The 18,284-nt window shown below is 66.5% G+C and carries 17 protein-coding genes; 4 read left to right on the forward strand and 13 right to left on the reverse strand.

The features are described 5' to 3' along the window. Positions 1–40: 40 nt before the first annotated feature. Positions 41–415, forward strand: a complete 375-nt coding sequence (locus ACF8NF_RS04395) for a DUF779 domain-containing protein (protein WP_047326464.1) — start codon at positions 41–43, stop codon at positions 413–415. Between the two features lie 18 nt (positions 416–433). Here the strand turns inward: ACF8NF_RS04395 and ACF8NF_RS04400 are convergent, their stop codons facing one another. From ACF8NF_RS04400 to ACF8NF_RS04415, 4 genes are all read right to left on the reverse strand, one after another. Continuing rightward, positions 434–1,021: a peroxiredoxin gene (locus ACF8NF_RS04400; protein ID WP_392450121.1), complete on the reverse strand. Its 588-nt coding sequence runs from the start codon at positions 1,019–1,021 to the stop codon at positions 434–436. Positions 1,022–1,097: 76 nt separating this feature from the next. Next, positions 1,098–4,166, reverse strand: a complete 3,069-nt coding sequence (locus tag ACF8NF_RS04405) for an efflux RND transporter permease subunit (protein ID WP_392450123.1) — start codon at positions 4,164–4,166, stop codon at positions 1,098–1,100. Then, the gene (locus tag ACF8NF_RS04410) at positions 4,159–5,346 is read right to left on the reverse strand and encodes an efflux RND transporter periplasmic adaptor subunit (RefSeq protein WP_392450124.1); all 1,188 of its coding nucleotides are present in this window, start codon (positions 5,344–5,346) and stop codon (positions 4,159–4,161) included. Before ACF8NF_RS04410 ends, ACF8NF_RS04405 begins: the two co-directional genes overlap by 8 nt. 77 nt (positions 5,347–5,423) lie before the next feature. Beyond that, positions 5,424–6,041: a TetR/AcrR family transcriptional regulator gene (locus ACF8NF_RS04415; RefSeq protein WP_046240240.1), complete on the reverse strand. Its 618-nt coding sequence runs from the start codon at positions 6,039–6,041 to the stop codon at positions 5,424–5,426. An 89-nt stretch (positions 6,042–6,130) separates the two neighbouring features. Between ACF8NF_RS04415 and ACF8NF_RS04420 the strand changes: the two genes are divergently transcribed. Both ACF8NF_RS04420 and ACF8NF_RS04425 read left to right on the forward strand, forming a co-directional pair. Next, on the forward strand, positions 6,131–7,630 hold the full coding sequence (locus ACF8NF_RS04420) for an efflux transporter outer membrane subunit (RefSeq protein ID WP_392450125.1): 1,500 nt from the start codon (positions 6,131–6,133) through the stop codon (positions 7,628–7,630). Positions 7,631–7,770: 140 nt separating this feature from the next. Beyond that, complete coding sequence (locus tag ACF8NF_RS04425) at positions 7,771–8,097, forward strand: DUF4148 domain-containing protein (RefSeq protein ID WP_016450897.1); 327 nt, start codon at positions 7,771–7,773, stop codon at positions 8,095–8,097. A gap of 71 nt (positions 8,098–8,168) precedes the next feature. Here the strand turns inward: ACF8NF_RS04425 and ACF8NF_RS04430 are convergent, their stop codons facing one another. Next, positions 8,169–8,636, reverse strand: coding sequence for a DUF1348 family protein (locus ACF8NF_RS04430; protein ID WP_392450126.1), 468 nt, complete (start codon positions 8,634–8,636; stop codon positions 8,169–8,171). A gap of 84 nt (positions 8,637–8,720) precedes the next feature. On the opposite strand from ACF8NF_RS04430, the gene ACF8NF_RS04435 reads away from it, so the two are divergent. After that, positions 8,721–9,299, forward strand: a complete 579-nt coding sequence (locus ACF8NF_RS04435) for a TetR/AcrR family transcriptional regulator (protein WP_160852866.1) — start codon at positions 8,721–8,723, stop codon at positions 9,297–9,299. Between the two features lie 101 nt (positions 9,300–9,400). On the opposite strand, the gene arsC is transcribed toward ACF8NF_RS04435, so the two are convergent. The 8 genes from arsC to ACF8NF_RS04475 form a co-directional block, all read right to left on the reverse strand. Beyond that, entirely contained in the window at positions 9,401–9,832 is a 432-nt protein-coding gene (arsC, locus tag ACF8NF_RS04440) for an arsenate reductase (glutaredoxin) (protein WP_016450895.1), read from the reverse strand. Positions 9,833–9,856: 24 nt separating this feature from the next. Beyond that, complete coding sequence (locus ACF8NF_RS04445) at positions 9,857–11,146, reverse strand: arsenic transporter (protein WP_016445463.1); 1,290 nt, start codon at positions 11,144–11,146, stop codon at positions 9,857–9,859. Between the two features lie 54 nt (positions 11,147–11,200). Then, positions 11,201–11,707, reverse strand: a complete 507-nt coding sequence (locus ACF8NF_RS04450; protein WP_016445462.1) for an arsenate reductase ArsC — start codon at positions 11,705–11,707, stop codon at positions 11,201–11,203. 6 nt (positions 11,708–11,713) lie between these two features. Further along, positions 11,714–12,214 (reverse strand): ArsI/CadI family heavy metal resistance metalloenzyme, encoded by a 501-nt coding sequence (locus tag ACF8NF_RS04455; RefSeq protein ID WP_046988451.1) that lies wholly within the window; start codon positions 12,212–12,214, stop codon positions 11,714–11,716. Positions 12,215–12,226: 12 nt separating this feature from the next. Beyond that, positions 12,227–12,550, reverse strand: a complete 324-nt coding sequence (locus tag ACF8NF_RS04460) for an ArsR/SmtB family transcription factor (protein WP_392450128.1) — start codon at positions 12,548–12,550, stop codon at positions 12,227–12,229. A 677-nt stretch (positions 12,551–13,227) separates the two neighbouring features. Further along, positions 13,228–15,663 carry a TonB-dependent siderophore receptor gene (locus tag ACF8NF_RS04465; protein WP_392450129.1) on the reverse strand — a complete coding sequence of 812 codons (2,436 nt, stop codon included), beginning with the start codon at positions 15,661–15,663 and terminating at the stop codon, positions 13,228–13,230. A 181-nt stretch (positions 15,664–15,844) separates the two neighbouring features. Then, positions 15,845–16,846 carry a FecR domain-containing protein gene (locus ACF8NF_RS04470; RefSeq protein ID WP_392450130.1) on the reverse strand — a complete coding sequence of 334 codons (1,002 nt, stop codon included), beginning with the start codon at positions 16,844–16,846 and terminating at the stop codon, positions 15,845–15,847. Further along, positions 16,843–17,364, reverse strand: coding sequence for a sigma-70 family RNA polymerase sigma factor (locus tag ACF8NF_RS04475; RefSeq protein ID WP_016445457.1), 522 nt, complete (start codon positions 17,362–17,364; stop codon positions 16,843–16,845). Before ACF8NF_RS04475 ends, ACF8NF_RS04470 begins: the two co-directional genes overlap by 4 nt. Positions 17,365–18,284 lie beyond the last annotated feature (920 nt).

Consider the following 18,284-nt stretch of genomic DNA (forward strand, 5'->3'; position numbering starts at 1 on the left):
GGCGCGCAGCGCGGCCGGCCGTCCAGGAAAGGACCACCCCATGGTTGACAAAGTGATTGCCACCGAGGCCGCGCTGGCGCTGATCGCCGACCTGCAGGCGCAGCACGGGCCGGTGTTCTTCCACCAGTCCGGCGGCTGCTGCGACAACAGCGCCGCCAACTGCTACCTGCCCGGCGAGCTGACGATAGGCGCCCAGGACGTGCTGCTGGGCCAGGTGGGCGGCGCGCCCTTCTACATCGGCAAGTCGCAGTACGAATACTGGAAGCACACCCAGCTCATCCTGGACGTGATCGAGGGCCAGGGCGGCACCTTCTCGCTGGAGGGCAGCACGGGCAAGGCCTTCCACACACGCTCCAGGCTGTTCACGGACGAGGAATACGCCGAGATCCTGGCCGGCGAGGGCAACGGCCCCTGACAGGGGCCGCGCGGCGGGCTACTTTCCGGTCAGCCGCTTGACCGCGGCCTCGGTCTGGCGCACATGCTCGTCCGGGTCCGAGCCCATGTGCACGAAGCGGACCTTGCCGTCCTGCCCGATCACGTAGGAGATGCGGTCGGCGCGCTGGGGGTTGGCGGCGGCCGAGGCGTCGTAGGCGCGGATGGTCTGCGCCTGCGGGTCCGATGCCACGGCGAACTGGTCGCGGCAGGCCTCGGTGGAAAAGCGCTTGAGCGTATCGATGTCGTCATGCGACATGCCCACCACCGTGGCGCCCATGGCCGCGAAACGCGGCGTGGCCTCGGCAAAGGCGTGGGCTTCCATGGTGCAGCCCTGGGTGAAGGCCTTGGGGAAGAAATACAGCACCACCGGCCCCTTCCTGAGGGTGGCGGCCATGTCGAAATCGAAGGCCTTGCCCGCCACCGCAGCCGGCGTGGTGAAGCGCGGCGCGGTGTCGCCCACCTTGAGCGCTGCCTGGGCCAGCGGCGACAGCAGCAGCGCCGCCAGCAGGGGAGCGGCGGCGCGCGCGCAGCGGCGGCCCAGGGATGCGCGTGGGTGGATGGAATCGCCGCAGCGGATATCGGACATGCATGGCCTCCTGAGCCTGGAACGGGATGCCCCATTGTGGCCAATCGGCCAAAGCCCTGGGCGCGTGTGCCGTGCATCAGCGCCGTGCTTCGCCGGGCCTGATCCTGAACCAGATCGAGTACATGGCGGGCAGGAAGACCAGCGTCAGCACCGTGCCGGCGAGCGTGCCGCCGATCAGCGTATAGGCCAGCGTCCCCCAGAACACCGATTGGGTCAGCGGGATGAAGGCCAGGATCGCCGCCAGCGCGGTCAGGATCACGGGCCGGGCGCGCTGGACGGTGGCCTCCACCACCGCCTGGAACGGCGCAAGCCCCTCCTGCTCGTTGTGCTGGATCTGCCCGATCAGGATCAGCGTGTTGCGCATCAGGATGCCCGACAGCGCGATCAGCCCCACCAGTGCATTGATGCCGAAGGGCTGCTGAAAGACGATCAGCGTCGGCACCACGCCGATCAATCCCAGGGGGCTGGTCAGGAACACCATGACCGTGGCCGATATCGACCGCACCTGCAAGATGATGATGATCAGCGTGATGGCGATCATGATCGGGAACAGGGGCAGCATGGCCGTCATGGCCTTGCCGGATTCCTCGATGGAGCCGGCCTCGTCGATGCGGTAGCCCGCAGGCAACGCCTTCCTGATGGGCTCCAGCTGCCGGGTGATGGCCGCCGAGACATCGGGCGGCTGCAGGCTGTCATCGATGTCTCCGCGGACCGTGATGGTGGGCATGCGGTCGCGGCGGCGCATGACGGGCTCCTCCATCTGCACGGTGACCTCGCCCAGCTGCGACAGCGGTATGCGCTGGCCAGTGGCGTTGGTGAGCGTGAAGTCGCCGACCCTGGCCACATCGTGGCGGGTGCCGCCCGCAGAACGCGCCATCACCTGCACGGTGCGGATGTCCTCGCGCACGGTGGTCACGGGCACGCCGCTGAGCAGGAATTGCAGCTGCTGCGCGACTGCCGCGGAGGTCAGGCCCATGGCCTGCAGCCGGTCCTGGTCCAGGGTGAAGCGCATGACGGGGGTGCGCACGCCCCAGTCGGAGTTCACGGTCCGCATCATCGGGCTGTCGTGCAGCACCTGGTGCACCTGGCCGGCAATGTCGCGCAGCCGCTGCGGGTCGGGGCCGGAGACGCGATACGCCACGGGGAACGGGGAGTACGGCCCGAACACGATCTGCGATGCGCGCACCTGCGCCTGCGGGGCCAGTCCCTGGGCGATGGCCTCGCGCAACCTGAGCTTGAGTGCGTCGCGCTGCGCCTGGTTGGCGGTGCGCACGACGATCTTGGCGAACGACGGGTCGGGCAGCTCAGGGGAGATGGCCAGAAAAAAGCGCGGTGCGCCCTGGCCGATATAGGCGGTCACGATCTCCGATTCGGGCTGCTGCAGCAGCCAGGCTTCCACCGTGCGGGTGGTCTCGCTCGTCTGGCCGATGGAGGTGCCGTAGGGCATCTGCACCTCGACCATCACCTCGGGCCGGTCGGAGATGGGAAAGAACTGCTTCTTCACGATGGACATGCCCAGCACGGAAGCCACCATGAGCCCGCCCACGACTGCGGCCACCATGCCCTTGCGGGCGATCACCTTGCCCAGCACGCGCCGCAGGCGCTCGTAGCGGGGCGTGCCATACATCGCCGCATGTCCGCCTTCGACCTTTTTGAGAGGGGGCAGCATCTTCACGCCCAGATAGGGCGTGAACACCACGGCCACCACCCAGGACACGATGAGCGCGATGCCGACGATCCAGAACATGTTGCTGGTGTACTCGCCCGCCGTGGAGCGTGCGAACCCGTTGGGCATGAAGCCCACCGCCGTCACCAGCGTTCCGGACAGCATGGGCGCCGCGGTATGGCTCCAGGCGTAGGCGGACGCGGCCACGCGGTCGTAGCCCTCTTCCATCTTCACCACCATCATCTCGATGGCGATGATGGCGTCGTCCACCAGCAGGCCCAGCGCAAGGATCAGCGAGCCGAGCGTGATGCGGTCGAAATTCTTTCCCGTGGCAGCCATGATGATGAACACGGCCGCCAGCGTCAGCGGCACGGCCGCAGCCACCACCACGCCAACGCGCCAGCCCATGCTGGCGAAGCACACCACCAGCACGACCAGCAGCGCGGCCAGGAACTTGAGCATGAACTCGTCGACGGAGGCGCTGATGTTCACGGCCTGGTCCGTCACCTTGGTCAGGCCCATGCCCAGCGGCATGTCTGCGTTGATGGCGCCCACCTCCCGGTCCAGCGCCTTGCCCAGGTCCAGCCCGTTCCAGCCGTCGCGCATGACGACGCCCAGCAGCAAGGCAGGCTCCGCACCGTTGCGGATGATGAAGGTCGAGGGGTCTTCGTAGCCGCGCTGGACGGTGGCGATGTCGGACAGCTTGACCGTGCGGCCCTGGACCACGATGGGCGTGTCGCGGATCTTCTGCAGCGCGTCGAACGCCCCGTCGATGCGGATGAACACCTGCGGACCCTGGGTCTCCACCGACCCGGCAGGCGTGAGGGCGTTCTGGTTGTTCAATGCCGCGAAGACGTCCTGCGGACTGATGCCCAGCGTGGCCAGGCGCTCGTGCGAGAACTCCACGTAGATCCGCTCGGATTGCTCGCCGACGATGTTGACCTTCTTGACGCCCGGCACATGCAAAAGACGCTGGCGCAAGGCTTCGGCATCGCGCACCAGCGCCCGGGGCTCCTCGCCGCGCGCCTTGAGGGCGTAGATCGCAAAGGTCACGTCGGCGTACTCGTCGTTCACCATCGGGCCGATCACGCCCGCCGGCAGGTTGCGGGCCTCGTCACCGAGCTTCTTGCGGGCCTGGTAGAACTCCTCCTGCACCTCGCCGGGGGGCGTGGAGTCGAGCAGGGTCAGCGTGGTGAAGGCCAGCCCCGGTCTGACGAAGGTTTCGGTGCGGTCATACCAGCGCAGCTCCTGCAGGCGCTTTTCCAGCTTCTCTGCCACCTGGTCCTGCATTTCCTGCGGGGTGGCGCCAGGCCAGGCCGTGATGATGGTCATGACCTTGACGGTGAAGGCCGGATCTTCCGCCCGGCCCAGCTTGAGGAAGGCAAAGACACCCGTCAGCGAAATCAGCAGGATCAGGAACAGCGTGATGGAGCGCTCACGGACGGCAAGCGCCGACAGGTTGAAACGGCCTTCACTCACGGGACGCTCCCTTGGACACGGAGGACGCCGTGGACGTTGTTGCCGTTGAAGGCGCCGGCGCCTCGCTGTCCAGCCGCACCTGCGCACCCTCGCTCAGCAAATGCGCGCCGAGCGCGACGATCCGGTCCCCCTGGTCGAGCGCACCCACCACCTGGGCATTGCCGTCCTGCACCTGAACCACGGTGACGGGCTGGCGCCTGACCTGATCGCCCTGCACCACCCAGACAGCGGCGCCCTTGCCCTCATCGAGGATGGCGCCGATGGGGACCTGCAGGGTTGACTTGCCGGCCGTCGCTGTCGATGTCGATGTCGATGTCGATGTCGATGTCGATGTCGATGTCCCGCCAATCCTGAGCGTGACCGTGCTGCCCAGCGGGGCGCTGGCCGCCGCGCCGGCGTCCAGCACATAGCGGGCCTCAAAGGTGCGGGTGGCCCGGTCGGCCACATCGGACAGCTGGCGCAGTCTGGCGGGGATGACCACCTCCTCCCTGCCGAACAGGCGGGCCTGGGCCGCCGAGCCCAGCGCGGGCCGCAGTGTCTCGGGCAACTGGACGACTGCTTCGCGCCTGCCGGCATGGGCGAGGCGCACGACCACCTGGCCGGCACTGACGACCTGGCCAGGCTCGGCAAGTGTTTCCATCACGATGCCATCGGCATCGGCCAGCAGTTCGGCGTAGCGGCTGGCGTTCAGCGCTGCGGCGGCCTGCGCTTCGGCCGCCCTGAGCTGGGCGCGGGCAGCATCCGCGGCCGCCTTGATCTGTTCATGGGCCAAGGCCGAAACGGCACCCGTTCCCTGCAGGTCACGGTAGCGCTGCTCCTCGTCGCTGGTCTGCTGAGCCCGTGCCCTGGCGGCTGCGACGGCCTCCTGCTGGGCATGGGCGGCCAGCTTCAGGTCCACCGGGTCGAGGCGCAGCAATGCCTGGCCGCGCCTGACCGTCTGGCCTGTATCCACCAGGCGCTCGAGCACCTTGCCGGCCACGCGAAATCCAAGATCGCCCTGCACCCTGGCCGCGATGGTGCCGGTGAAGACGCGCTCGGAAGCATTGCCTGGCGCTACCAGGGTGGTGCGAACGAGGGGTGGCTGGGTGCGCGGATCCGGCGGCGGGCTTTTGCCGCAGGCTGCGAGTGCAAGTGACAGTGCGCCGACAGCGGCGATGGACAGATGGCGGTGCCGAAGCATGAGGGGGTCCCGATCAATGAGCAGGACCCGATTCTGTGATTAGTGACCATTTATGTCAATGGTCACAATTGCAGGATTTAGGGCGACAGGCTTCTCAGCACCAATCCGGCCAGTTGTGCGGGCGCCTCGTCCGCATGGTCGAGGCTGTGCTGCAGCATCACCGGGTTCAGATAGGGGAGCATGACCAGGAAGATGGCGCGCCCGGTTTCATCCAGCGGCGTCTTGCGCTCGAAATCGCCCCGCTGGCGCCCGGCGTCGAGCACCTGCAGCAGCAGCTGATGCATGCGTTCCTCATAGGCCTGCGCTGCCTGCCAGCGCTCGGCCGACGCCGAAATGGCGATCTCGTACAGCTTGCGGTCCTCGGAGAAAAGCCGCAGCGTGGCAGCGACGATCGCCTTGAACAGGCGCCGCAGCTGCTCGGGAGGCGCATCCGTGCTGGCGACGGCCTGGCGGATCTCCGCCTCCATCTCCATCAGGCAGTTGGAACAGATCATCTCGCCGATGACCTGCTTGGACTCGAAGAACTTGTAGATGTAGGCCTTGGAAAAGCCGATGGCCTTGGCAAGGTCGGACACCGTGGTTTTCTCGTAGCCGTAGCGGCTGAAATGCGCTTTCGCCGCAGTCACGATCTGTTGCCGGACATCGTGTTCGACCGGGCCGCGCGCAGAGGTCGGATAGACGTTGGTGGTGCTCATGCGGCCTAGCTTACTCCATCAAAAAAATACTATGCAAGTGACCATTTTGGAATATAGTCACAGCGTCACCACGCTTCTGACTGTTGAACATGCCGCGTCTTGCCGCCCCCGTTTTTCTGATGCTCGCCAGCCTTTGTGCAGGGTGTGCGGTAGGCCCTGACTACCAGCCGCCCGCCACGGCCCTGCCCCAGGCCTACATGGGGGGCCGCGCTCTGGGTGAGGGCAAGCCTCCATCGCCGGACTCCCCCACGGACCTTGCAGCCTGGTGGGCAGCCTTTGGCGATGCGCAAATGGCGCGCCTCGTCACGGCGGCACTGCAGCAGAACCTGGATGTTGCCCAGGCCGCTGGCCGCGTGCTTCAGGCACGCGCCGGACTCGACGCGGCGGCAGCTGCGTTGCTGCCGTCGGCCCAGGTCTCGGCGCAAACGGCCAGGAGCTATCAGTCGGTCGAGACTCCGCTGGGCCGGGTGCTCGACTCCATGCCGGGATTCGATCGCTACGGCAGCGCCCAGGAGGTCAACCTCGGAGCCAGCTGGGAGCTTGATCTCTTCGGTGGTTTGCGCAGGGCCAGGCAGGCTTCCCTGGCCGAGTACCAGGCATCGGAAGCCGGCGCCACTGCCCTGCGGCTCGCGGTGGCCGCCCAGACTGCGGACATCTATATCCAGATTCGCGGCCTGCAGGCGCGGCTGGCAGTGGCACGCTCGCAAGTGCAAACCCAGCAGCAACTGCGCTCCATCGTCGACCTGCGGTTTAGCAAAGGACTGGCATCAGAACTTCAATTGCGCCAGGTCGAGGGGGCACTTGCGCGGGCGCAAGCCACCGTCCCGCCGCTGGAAAATGCGCTCGAAGCCGCGCTCAACGCCATGGACGTGATGCTGGCCACGGCACCCGGCACGCACCGGGCAGAGCTGGCCGATCCCCGCCCGGTCCCCGTGCTGCCAACCCTTTCCCTGGCGGAGGCGCCCGGCGATCTGCTGCGGCGACGCCCGGACCTCATCGCGGCGGAGCGGCGCCTGGCAGCGTCGAACGCACGCATCGGCGTGGCGATCGCCGAGTACTACCCGAAGCTGTCGATCAGCGGCCTGATCGGCAGCGCCACCTCCATCTCCGCGGGCAATCTCTTCAGCGCCGGCGCATCGCAGGCCAGCGTTGTGGGCGGCCTGCGCTGGCGGCTGTTCGACTTCGGTCGCATCAACGCCCAGATCCACCAGGCGCAGGCACAGGAGGCGGAAAGCCTTGCCGCCTACCGGCAGTCGGTACTGCGCGCCACGGAAGAAGTGGAGAACGCCCTGGTGTCTCAGGACAAGCGGCAGGAGCTGATGGCCGTGCTCGCCAGGGGCGCGGTTGCGCTCACGCGAGCCCGGCAGGCCGCAGGCGCCGCCTACGACAAGGGCGTGGTCAGCCTGATCGAGGTGCTGCAGGCAGATGAAAGCCTGCTGGGCGTGCTCGATGCACAGGCGCAGGCCCGGATGGAGTCGGCGCGCTCGACGGTGGCGATCTTCAAGGCGCTGGGCGGCGGCTGGACGCCGGAGCCTTCCAGGGCATTGGCAGCCGCCAGCCACGGTCTGCCCGCCAGCGTTGCCCCCTGAACCTGCCACTTCCCGAAAGGAGCCCCCTTTCCACACAGCAAAGCAACCGAACACCCCTGCGGGACATGCGGCCCAGGCGACCTGCCCAAGCAGGCGGCCCAAGCCATGGCCCGGCTCCACCCACCCCCATCCGTCAAACCATGCCAAACACAACCCCCTCCCCCACCGTTGCTGCAGCCGCACGCATCCTGAAGCCGGCGCTTGCGGCCATCGCCTTCTCAAGCTGCTTCGCAGCCCATTCGCAGCCGCAAGACGCCTCGGCAGCCACATCGGACGCAGCGCTTTCCCGCGCCGAAGTCATCGCCGATCTCGCACTCTGGCGCCGCGCCGGATTGGACCGCCATGCGGAGATATCGATCTCCTACGGAGTCGAAACGCAGGAATATCGGGCCGCATACCAGGAGTATCTGCGCCTTCGCAACAGCGAGGCGTTCCAGGCGGAGGTCCGCAAGGCGCTGAGTCGGTAAGGCGGAGCGCCTTCCCGCCCAGGCCATCGCGGCAGCGGCTGGCTGCCTGGGGACGTGGCCCGGGGCTTTGCCTACAGGCCCAGGTCGGACAGACCGGGGTGGTCATCGGGGCGACGCCCCAGCGGCCAGTGGAACTTGCGCTCCGATTCCTGGATGGGCATGTCGTTGATGCATGCGAAGCGCCGGCGCATGAGACCGTCGGCCTCGAATTCCCAGTTCTCGTTGCCGTACGACCGGAACCAGTTCCCGGCATCGTCGTGCCACTCATAGGCGTAGCGGACTGCGATCCGGTTTTCCGCGTACAGCCAAAGCTCCTTGATCAGCCGGTAGTCCAGCTCCTTCTTCCACTTCCTCTCAAGAAGGGCCTGGGCCTCGGCGCGGCTGTTGGCGAACTCCGCCCGGTTGCGCCATTTCGTGTCGTGGGTATAGGCCATCGCGACCTTGGCCGCATCGCGTGTGTTCCATCCATCCTCGGCCAAACGGACCTTTTGGACGGCGCTTGCGAGAGAGAACGGGGGCAGGGGTGGGCGAGTTTCCATGATGTGACCTTTGAAAAGATGTAGAACGATCTGTCTACATGCGCCACTCTAACGGAGGTGGAACGATCTGTCTACAATGTCTTCATGAAAACTTCCCAGCCATCTCTCGAGTCACTGCCGCCCCGCGAGCGCATCCTGGTGGCAGCCCATGGCCTTTTCTACGCAGAGGGCATCCGGGCCACGGGCGTGGACCGGATCATCGAGCGGTCGTCGGTCAGCAAAGTCACCTTCTACCGCCAGTACGCCAGCAAGGACGACCTGATCCGGGCGTACCTCGACTACCGCCATGAACGGTGGATTTCCTGGTTCCAGGCCAGCCTGGCGCAAGAGGCCGCCGGGGGCTCGTCAGCGTTGGATGCCCTGTCCACCACCCTCAGGAGCTGGTTCGGCCAGCCCGACTTTCGGGGCTGCGCCTTTCTCAATGCCGCTGCCGAACTGGGCTCGTCCGACCCTGAGATCCTGGCGACGGTCCGGCGGCACAAGCAGGAAATGTCGTCCGTGCTGGATCGCCTGTTCGGTGGCCGTTCCGTGTCCGTGGGCGCTGCGCTCACCCTGGTGGCGGATGGCGCCATCGTCCATGCGCAGATGGGTCAGCCGATCGATGAAGTCATGGCGAACTTCAAGGCAGCGGCCGAAGGGATCGTGAGCCGCCCCGGGTGGTGAGCAGGCTCAGGAGCGGGGCGCCGCTGAGGCTTCGGCGCGCCACAGCGGCAGGTCGTTGCTGCCTCGCCACCTTTGGCCACGCAGGGGCCGGATCTGGCAAGTCAGTGCTTTGCCACACGCTGTCCTGCCGCGTCGATGACGGCTTCGCCGTCCTCCTTGGAGAATGCCCCTTGCTGGGGACGCGGCAGTATGTCCAGCACCACCTCGGATGGCCGGCACAGGCGCGTGCCCAGTGGCGTCACCACAATGGGGCGATTGATGAGGATAGGGTGCCGGAGCATGGCGTCAATCAGCTGGGCATCGGTCCATTCCGGGTCGCCCAGGCCCATCTCGTCATACGGCGTACCTTTTTGCCGCAGAACCTCCCGCACAGGCAGGGCCAGGTCCGCCAGCAGCCGCTCCAGCGTGGCCCGGTCGGGCGGTGTCTTGAGGTATTCGATGACGGCGGGCTCCTCGCCGCTGTTGCGGATCAGGGCCAGCACGTTGCGCGATGTGCCGCAGGCGGGGTTGTGATAGATCGTGATGGTGCTCATGGCAGATGGGTTCTGTGAGGGAATTCAGGCAGCCACGCTCAGGCGCAGCGCAAGGGCGGCAAGCGTGATGAGCAGCACGGGGGCCGTCAAAACCGTACCGACCCTGAAGTAGTAGCCCCATCCGATGGTCATGCCTTTGCTGGCCAGCACATGCAGCCACAGCAGCGTGGCCAGGCTACCGATGGGCGTAATCTTCGGGCCCAGGTCGCAGCCGATCACGTTGGCATAGACCATGGCATCCCTGACCACGCCGGTGGCACTGGAGGCATCGATCGACAGCGCACCCACCAGCACGGTGGGCATGTTGTTCATCACAGACGACAGCAGGGCCGAGAGCACCCCCGTGCCGATGGCTGCGCCCCAGACGCCGCCTTGGGCAAAGCGGTCCAGAACGGATGCGATAGAGGTGATCAGCCCGGCATTGCGCAATCCGTAGACCACCAGATACATGCCCAGCGAGAACACGACGATCTGCCACGGCGCGCCATGCAGTACCTTGCGGGTGCTGATGACGCAGCCGCGTGCCGCCACGGCCAGCAGCAGGGCGGCACCTGCGGCCGCGACCGCGCTGACAGGCACGCCCAGCGGCTCCAGCCCGAAGAAGCCGACCAACAGCAGGACCAGAACCACCCAGCCCGCGCGAAAGGTCGCCGGATCGCGGATCGCATCGGCCGGGCGCCTGAGCTGGGCCAGGTCATAGGTTGCGGGAATGCCGCGCCGAAAGAACAGCATCAGCATGGCGAGGCTGGCCAGCACCGAGGCGAGATTGACCGGCACCATTACCGAGGCGTATTCGTTGAAGCCGATGTTGAAAAAGTCGGCCGAGACGATGTTGACCAGGTTGGAGACGATCAGCGGCAGGCTGGCCGTGTCGGCGATGAAGCCTGCTGCCATGACGAATGCCAGCGTGGCGGAGGGCGAAAAGCCCAGCGCCACGAGCATGGCCATCACGATGGGCGTGAGAATCAGGGCGGCGCCGTCGTTGGCGAACAAGGCGGACACAGCCGCACCCAGCAGCACGATGAACGCGAACAGCTTGCTGCCCCGGCCGCCGCCCCAGCGTGCGAAGTGCAGCGCGGCCCATTCGAAGAAGCCGGCCTCGTCAAGCAGCAGGCTGATGATGATGACGGCTACAAAGGTGGCGGTCGCATTCCACACGATGCCCCAGACCACTGGAATGTCGGAAAGATGCACCACGCCGGCCAGCAGGGCAACGACCGCGCCCAGCGAGGCGCTCCAGCCAATGCCCAGGCCGCGCGGCTGCCAGATAACCAGCACAAGGGTGGAGATGAAGATCAGGACTGCCATGAGCATGGTGCTGGGAGATTCGGGTTTCAGAAGGCGCGCATTCGTGGACGAAGGGGGGCGTCAGTGGGAGGCCAGTTCGCGGGCGGTGCCCTGTAGCCTTGCCTTTTCCAGCTTGTCGTCGGGCAGGTTGACCAGCAGCTCCAGACGACGACGCATCATGTGCAGAGTCTGTCGGAATGCTTCCAGCTTGACCTCTTCAGATGCGTCTCCCTGCGAGGGATCGGCGTATCCCCAGTGGGCGGTGGCGGGGTGGCCGGGCCAGATCGGGCAGACCTCGCCAGCTGCGTTGTCGCAGACGGTGATGATCAGGTCCATCTGCGGCGCCTGCGGGGCCGCGAACTCATCCCAGCTCTTGCTGCGCAGCCCCTGCACAGATACGCCGGCACGTTGCAGCACCTGCAAGCTCAAGGGATTGGGCTGCTGATTCGCGCGGGGGCTGCTGCCGGCCGAATACGCTTTGAAGCGCCCATTGCCCATGTCGTTGAGCAAAGCTTCGGCCAGGATGCTGCGTGCCGAGTTGTGAGTGCACAGGAACAGGACATTCAGGGGGGTGATGGAATCAGACATGGTGGCTTAGCAGCAGGACTTGGAGGAAGAGGCAGCTACGGTGCCTGGGGCGCAGCAGGCAGATGCGGCCGCCTGGCGCGGGGCCGTCGGCGCGCAGCACGCGCCGCTGGCTTCGACGGCTGCATCAGGGGCCTCGTGAAACACGGGAATGTTCTCCAGCGAATGAAAGTGCTCCCAGGCAATCCCCTGGGGATCGGTGATCCAGTGCTTGTCGCTGCGTGCATAGCAGCAGGTGGTGGCGCCTTCGTCGAGCATCGCCAGGTCGGCGGCCCTGGCGCGTGCCTTGAGCGCATCCAGCTCCTCGGCCTCATCCACTTGGAAGCCCAGGTGGTCCAGGCCGGCTTTCTCGCCTCGCGTCGAAATGGCGAAGTTCACCCGGGGCTCGTCCAGCATCCACTTCGCGTAGTCGCTTTCCACGCGGGCGGGCTCGGCACCAAACAGCTGGGAATAGAACGCGATGTTCTTGGCCAGATCGTCGACGTGCATATGGACATGGAAGCGTTTCATCGTGGACTCCGTTCAGCAGTTGCAGGGCAAGGCATCCACCGTGGCGCATGCGGCGCCCTGGCAGCAGTTTTCGGTGAGGTAGGCGAGCAGGTCGTTCATCGCCGCAAAGGACGCCCGGTACAGCACATTGCGGCCCAGGCGCTCCTGGCTGACCAGCTCGGCATGGGACAGCTCCTTGAGGTGGAACGACAGCGCGTTGGGTGCGATACCCAACTGTTCGGCCAAGGCGCTGGGCGTAAGCCCCGCAGGGCCGGCGACTACCAGGGCGCGGAAAACGCGCAGGCGCGCGTCATGGGCCAGGGCCGAAAGCGATCGGATGACTTGGGTTTCTTGCATGCATCAATAATACAACTATTGTTGAATTGTTGTTGAAAAAAATGAGGGCGGCCGTGCGGCTCCATTGCGCAAGCTCCGTGCGGAACGCCACTGAACACGCAGCGCGTCACGCAGATAACTCGTTGATTTCTCACGTCCTTGCAAGCCATGCGCCATCGATCCTTAGAGAGATGCGCCACTGAACTTTCGTCTGTACGGAAAACGCGCCACTGCACTTTAGTTTTTTGGCCAGCAAGGCTGAGGAGCGAGCTATCGGCCGAGGCGCAAGGGCTCAGGGCCGATGTGCGGCGGCGTCGCGGGTTGCCATGGGCTCTTGTGTGGCAGCTACCCGTTGCAGTCGTTTGTCGCAGGCCTGTCGGTGTCGGCTTTGCCTCGGCAGCTGCCGCCCCCCGCCGCCGGGCGAACTCACGCTGCATGGCGCCAAGCAGTCCTTAGCCCCTGCGACAAGCGCTGGCCCAAATGGTGGGGCTACTCGAAGGCTAGGACATTCTCCGGGCGCTCGCCCCGTGCCAGTGATCGTCTCACCCCCACTCAAACTTGCAGTCCCGAAACACGGATGGACGGCCAGGCTCGCCATGACACCCTGACAGCTCTACCCTCGCAAACATCGCCATCAACGGCGGACAGCACATCCACTGATGCTGACGACGTTCACACGGGGCGCAGCTGAAAACATTTCAGAACTTCATAGACACCGCCACGCGCATATTCCGCGCCTCCCCGTAGTACGACGAGGTCGAAACCCCTTGGTACTTGCGGTCGAAGACGTTGTAGAGGTTGGCCGAGACCGTGAGCTTCGGATTGATGGCGTATTGCACCATCAGGTCGGCCACAGCATAGCTTTTCTGCTCGACACGGCTGACGTTGGGCAGGCCCAGGAAGGAGAGGTCGCTCCAGGTTCCGCTTTGCCAGCGCGCGCCGCCGCCCACGGTCAGGCCGTGGCCTATGTGAGGCAGGCGGTAGGTGGTGAACAGCTTGAGGGTGTTGCGCGGGATTTCGGGGTTCAGGCGGTTGCGCTCGGCGTCGCGCGCGATGTTGCGGGCAAAGCCGACGGAGGCGTTCCAGTGGCGGCGGATTTCGCCGGTCATCTCCACCTCGAAGCCACGCGTTTCGGCGCCCTTGACGGCACGGTAGGCCTGCTCGCCATTGGGCGCGTAGCTGCCCGTGATGGCCTGGGCCACGTTGTCCTGCAGCAGGCGGTAGACGGCGGCGCCCACCTGCAGGCGCTTGTCCTGCAGCTCGCCCTTGAGGCCCAGCTCGTAGCTGCGGCCCAGTAGGGGATCGAGCTTTTTGCCGTGGATGTCCAGGCTGCTCTGCGCCTGGAAAATATCGGTATAGCTGGCATAGGCCGACCAATCGCGGCCCACGTCCAGCACCAGGCCGGCGAAGGGCGTGAGCTTGCCGTTTTCGGCCATGGCGCTGCCGCTGGTCTCGCCGCTGGCGAAATCGGTGTAGCTGTCGCGACGCTTCCAGTTCGTGATGCGTGCCCCCGCGATGACGGACAGCCGGTCCGTGGGGCGCAGCTGCAGCGATCCGTAAGCACTGCTGCTGCGTTCCACGGCCGCGCTGCGGCCTAGTACCGGGTTGTCGGGCTGCACCGGCGTGCGGCCATCCCAGGTGAAGAGGTTGTCTATGGTGTTGTCCCAGCCGGGGAAGGCCCAGCGGCCATGCGAGCCGCTGTCGTTGCGCGTGCGTGCCACACTGGCGCCGAAGGCGGCCTGGTGCTGGCGTCCCAGCAGCTGGAAGGGACCGGAAGCCGTGAGGTCCAGCGTGTCCTGCCGAGGCCGCCCCGTCCACCAGGCGGCCCACAGGCCGGCACCTGCGCCGGTGGTGCGGTCCACAGGCTGTTCATTGGTCCAGCCCGGAATCTCGTCATAGCTGCTGCGGTCGAGCGTGTAGATGGCCTTCAGGCGCCAGTCGCTGGCCATGCGGTGTTCGAGCGAGGCGAAGACGCTGCGGTAGTCCCGCCGTGCCGAGGCCCAGCGCGCGCCCGAGGACGCGGAGCGGCTCCAATCGATGCGCGTGCCATCCGTGTAGAAGAAAGGCCGGCCCCCACGGCCTACGCCAGAAGCGTCGTAGTCCTGCGCGGAAAAGCCCACGGTGGCCAGCGTGGACGGCGACAGGTCAGCCTCCACCACGCCGTACAGCGAGCGGCTGCGGTCCTGCTCGTAGTCGACCTTGGAATGGCGGTTCTGCGACACGGCCACGATGCGCCCGCGCACCGATCCGGAGGCGTTGAGCGGAGATGACAGATCCACCTCGGCACGTGCGAAATCCCAGGAGCCTGCCGTGAGCCTGGCGCTGCCCTGGAACTCGGCCGTGGGCAGCTTGCGCACCAGGTTGATGGTGGCGCCGGGCGTGCCCGCGCCGCTCATCAGCCCCGAGGCGCCGCGCACGACTTCGACGCGGTCGAACATGGCCATGTCGCTGGTCTGGAAGATGGCCGGGTAGTCGCTGAACAGGCGGTTGACGCCATCGACCTGGAAGTTCTTGATCTGAAAGCCCCGCGCGAAGAACTGGTTGGTGTCGCCGCCCGTGGGACCGTACTGCGCATAGCTCAGGCCCGTGGTCTGGCGGGCGATGTCTTCCTGCAGCACGATGCCCTGGTCGTCCATGCGCTGGCGCGTGATCACGCTGACCGACTGCGGCGTCTCGCGCAGCGACAGGGACAGGCCCGTGGCGGCCCGCGATTCGCTGGCGGCGTAGGACTGCGTGCCCTCGGTGACGGCGCTGCGCTCGGCCTGGGCGGTGACGCGCACCTCGGCCAGCGTGGCCGCGCCGGTGGGCGTTCCCACGGCCAGGGACGGTCGCACCACAAAGCCGCCGCCCTCGCGCGGCAGGGCCTGCAGGCCCGTGCCGGCCAGCAGCGCGGACAGGGCCTGGTCCACGGTTCGATCACCCTGCACGCCGGGGCTGGTCCTGTCTGCGGTCTGGGCGGTGGAGAAGGACAGCAGGATGCCCGCCTGGGCGCCAAAGCGATTGAGCGTGGCGGTCAGCGGCCCGGCAGGAATGTCGTAGCGCTGCACTGCCTGGGCGTGGGGCTGTGCCTGTGCGTGGGCCTGCGCCGGGGCAAGCACCGCCACCAGCGGCAGTGCCAGAACGGCGGGGCGCAAGGCCTGCCGCAGTTGAAATGCCAGTCGTGTGGCGCGAAAAGTCGGGTGATGGCCCATGGTGTGCGTGTCCCTCGGTCCTGGATGGTTGGCAATGGAATGCGGACGCAGAAAAAAGCGCTTCATCTCCATTGCCCCGCGAGACGCGAAAAGCGATCAGCCAGGATCGACAAGAGCCAGGAAATCAGGCCGGCTCGACCACCACCCAGTAGCGCGTGGCCGTGCGCAGGCGCACCGGCAGGGTGGCCAGCAGCATGGCCAGCACCTGGTCGGTGTCGGCCAGCGGATAGGTGCCGCTGACGGGCAGCTGCGCCACGGCGCCATCGCAGCCCAGGTGGCCGGGCCGGTAGCGCGACAGCTGGTCCAGGAACTCGGCCAGCGGCATGTCCTGGGCCACCAGCATGCCGCGCGTCCAGGCTGCCAGGGCCGGATCGGCGGGCCCGGCCGGCGTGGTGGCCTGAGCGTCAAACTGCGCCTGCAGGCCTGTTTGCAGCAGATGGAGGTGGCCGGGCCGTTCGCGGGGCGCGATCTCCGTGGCGCCTTCAAAGACCGCAACCCGGCTGGGCCCCTGGCCGCGCTGGCGCACGACGAAGCGCGTGCCCAGGGCACGTATGCGGCCATGGCGGGTTTCGACGAGCAAGGGCGGCGCACTATCCTTCAGGCCCTGGGCCGTGGCCACCTCGATGTCGCCGCCGCGCAGGCGCACCAGGCGCTGCTGCGGGCTGAAATCCAGGTCGACCGCGCTGTCGGCATTCATCTGCAGCTGGGTGCCGTCCGGCAGGCGCAGGCTGCGCCGCTGGGCCGTGCCCGTGCGCAGGTCCGCCCCCAGGCTGGCCAGCCAGTCGCCCGAGGATGCCGGACCTCTCCATGCCACGGCACAGGCACCCGCGCCCGTGAACAGCAGCACGGCCAGGCTGCGCACCGCCAAGCGCCGCCCGCGCCCGCGTGCCGTGCGCGCGGCCTGGGCCAGGGCCAAGCTGGCCGGCGTACCGGACAGCGGCTGCAGGCGTGCGCCCATGGCCTCTATGCGCAACCAGGCGCGCTCATGGTCGGGATGGGATTCGCGCCAGTGCTGCAGGCGCTGCACCAGCATCTCGCGCGTGCCGGCGCTGTGATCATCGGACTGCAGCTCCACCAGCCATTCGGCGGCCTGCTCGCGCACCGCAAGAGGAATGGGCAGGCTCATGCGCCGTCGTCGTCCAGAAAGCAGACTTGCACCACGGCCCGCGCGATATGGCGGCGCACGGTGGGCACGGAAAGGCCCAGTTCAGCCGCGATGTCGGCCTGCCTCATGCCGTCGATCTGCGACAGCAAAAAGGCCTGGCGCACGGGCAGTGGAAGCAGGGCCAGCAGGCGGTCCACCTCGACCAGGGTCTGCAGCACGATGGCGCGGTGCTCGGGGGACTGGGCCACGGCCTCGGGCATGAGGGCCAGGGCGTCCAGATAGGCCTGCTCCACGCAGCGCTTGCGGTAGAGGTTGGCGGCCAGACCCTGGGCAATGGTCATCAGCAGGGCACGCGGTTCGCGAATGGCCTGGATCTCGGCGCCGCTGCGACCCAGCAGGCGCACATAGGTGTCCTGGGTCAGATCGGCCGCATCAAAGGCATTGCCCAGGCGCTTGCGCAGCCAGCCCAGCAGCCAGCCGTGGTGGTCGGAGTAGAGAGTGGCGACATCGGGAACAAGGGCGCGGTCGGCGGCGGGCATGGGAAAGCGGCACGAGTGAAGCAGGAGGAAAGGCACCGGGGCAATATGCAGCGGCAAACAAGAATGCTTCTTATTTTCATTGTATCCAAATCCTACATCGTCATTGCACCAACCTGCGCACCAACGCCTGAGTGCGGACGCTCGGCGCGAGCACCATCGTGGGCTGATTCCAACTTCGTTGAAACCAGTCGGAGCGACGGCATTGAGTCGACAGGAATCAGCGGTGCAGCGCGAAATGGGGCCTTCGAGGCGAGGCACGGCGCACCGAAGAATCGACTGGCCACTTCCAAACGGTGAAGCGGTCGTCCAACAATGGAAGCCTTCAACGGCCGGTGTTGGTCGTCCCTGTCACTCTCGCTTTGCACAGTGAAGGGCGTAGATCAGCCTGAGGCCATCGTTAGAAAGTCTGCAGTTGCCATCTGCTCCGCAGCGATTGCTGCTGCTCACGGCCACCTCGTGACCTATCAGTTGCAGCCACATGGTGGTCATCCAAGCTTCAGGGCTGGCGGCATCGCCAGATGCTTCGCTCCTCATCCGCACCCGACCTGGTGAAGCTCCCCTTTAGGACTGGCCCGTCATCGTGCCACGAAGGCGGAGCTTTTCTCCCTCTGACCACAGAGGTCACCAGACGAGGCCTCGGTCTAGTTCGCGCCTGATCAAGGGCAGTCAGTCTGCACGGCTGGCTGATCTTGGGTGCGCTCAGCACCACGGCCAGGGCGCCTTCGATGCGACGTTAGGTCACAGCCCGCAAGGCTGCATGGTGATTCAGCGACAGCCTTTCGCCGGAAGTTCTGTGTGCTCCTGCAGGCCGCGCTTCGCCGCTGGCCAGCGCGGGCGCGCCCCGAAAAAACTAAAGATCAGTGGCGTTCCGCACTCCGCGCCGGATGTGCCGTCTTGCGGCACATCCGGCCCTACCCCTT

Origin of the sequence: Delftia sp. WSY_22 (assembly GCF_043104185.1) — a bacterium.
Taxonomy (GTDB): Bacteria; Pseudomonadota; Gammaproteobacteria; order Burkholderiales; family Burkholderiaceae_C; genus Comamonas; species Comamonas tsuruhatensis.

What these genes read in the sequence shown, in the direction of transcription:
- ACF8NF_RS04395 (WP_047326464.1), top strand. Translation starts at nt 41, where the DNA reads ATGGTTGACAAAGTGATTGCCACCGAGGCCGCGCTGGCGCTGATCGCC.
- ACF8NF_RS04400 (WP_392450121.1), bottom strand. Translation starts at nt 1,021, where the DNA reads ATGTCCGATATCCGCTGCGGCGATTCCATCCACCCACGCGCATCCCTG.
- ACF8NF_RS04410 (WP_392450124.1), bottom strand. Translation starts at nt 5,346, where the DNA reads ATGCTTCGGCACCGCCATCTGTCCATCGCCGCTGTCGGCGCACTGTCA.
- ACF8NF_RS04415 (WP_046240240.1), bottom strand. Translation starts at nt 6,041, where the DNA reads ATGAGCACCACCAACGTCTATCCGACCTCTGCGCGCGGCCCGGTCGAA.
- ACF8NF_RS04420 (WP_392450125.1), top strand. Translation starts at nt 6,131, where the DNA reads ATGCCGCGTCTTGCCGCCCCCGTTTTTCTGATGCTCGCCAGCCTTTGT.
- ACF8NF_RS04425 (WP_016450897.1), top strand. Translation starts at nt 7,771, where the DNA reads ATGCCAAACACAACCCCCTCCCCCACCGTTGCTGCAGCCGCACGCATC.
- ACF8NF_RS04430 (WP_392450126.1), bottom strand. Translation starts at nt 8,636, where the DNA reads ATGGAAACTCGCCCACCCCTGCCCCCGTTCTCTCTCGCAAGCGCCGTC.
- ACF8NF_RS04435 (WP_160852866.1), top strand. Translation starts at nt 8,721, where the DNA reads ATGAAAACTTCCCAGCCATCTCTCGAGTCACTGCCGCCCCGCGAGCGC.
- arsC (WP_016450895.1), bottom strand. Translation starts at nt 9,832, where the DNA reads ATGAGCACCATCACGATCTATCACAACCCCGCCTGCGGCACATCGCGC.
- ACF8NF_RS04445 (WP_016445463.1), bottom strand. Translation starts at nt 11,146, where the DNA reads ATGCTCATGGCAGTCCTGATCTTCATCTCCACCCTTGTGCTGGTTATC.
- ACF8NF_RS04450 (WP_016445462.1), bottom strand. Translation starts at nt 11,707, where the DNA reads ATGTCTGATTCCATCACCCCCCTGAATGTCCTGTTCCTGTGCACTCAC.
- ACF8NF_RS04455 (WP_046988451.1), bottom strand. Translation starts at nt 12,214, where the DNA reads ATGAAACGCTTCCATGTCCATATGCACGTCGACGATCTGGCCAAGAAC.
- ACF8NF_RS04460 (WP_392450128.1), bottom strand. Translation starts at nt 12,550, where the DNA reads ATGCAAGAAACCCAAGTCATCCGATCGCTTTCGGCCCTGGCCCATGAC.
- ACF8NF_RS04470 (WP_392450130.1), bottom strand. Translation starts at nt 16,846, where the DNA reads ATGAGCCTGCCCATTCCTCTTGCGGTGCGCGAGCAGGCCGCCGAATGG.
- ACF8NF_RS04475 (WP_016445457.1), bottom strand. Translation starts at nt 17,364, where the DNA reads ATGCCCGCCGCCGACCGCGCCCTTGTTCCCGATGTCGCCACTCTCTAC.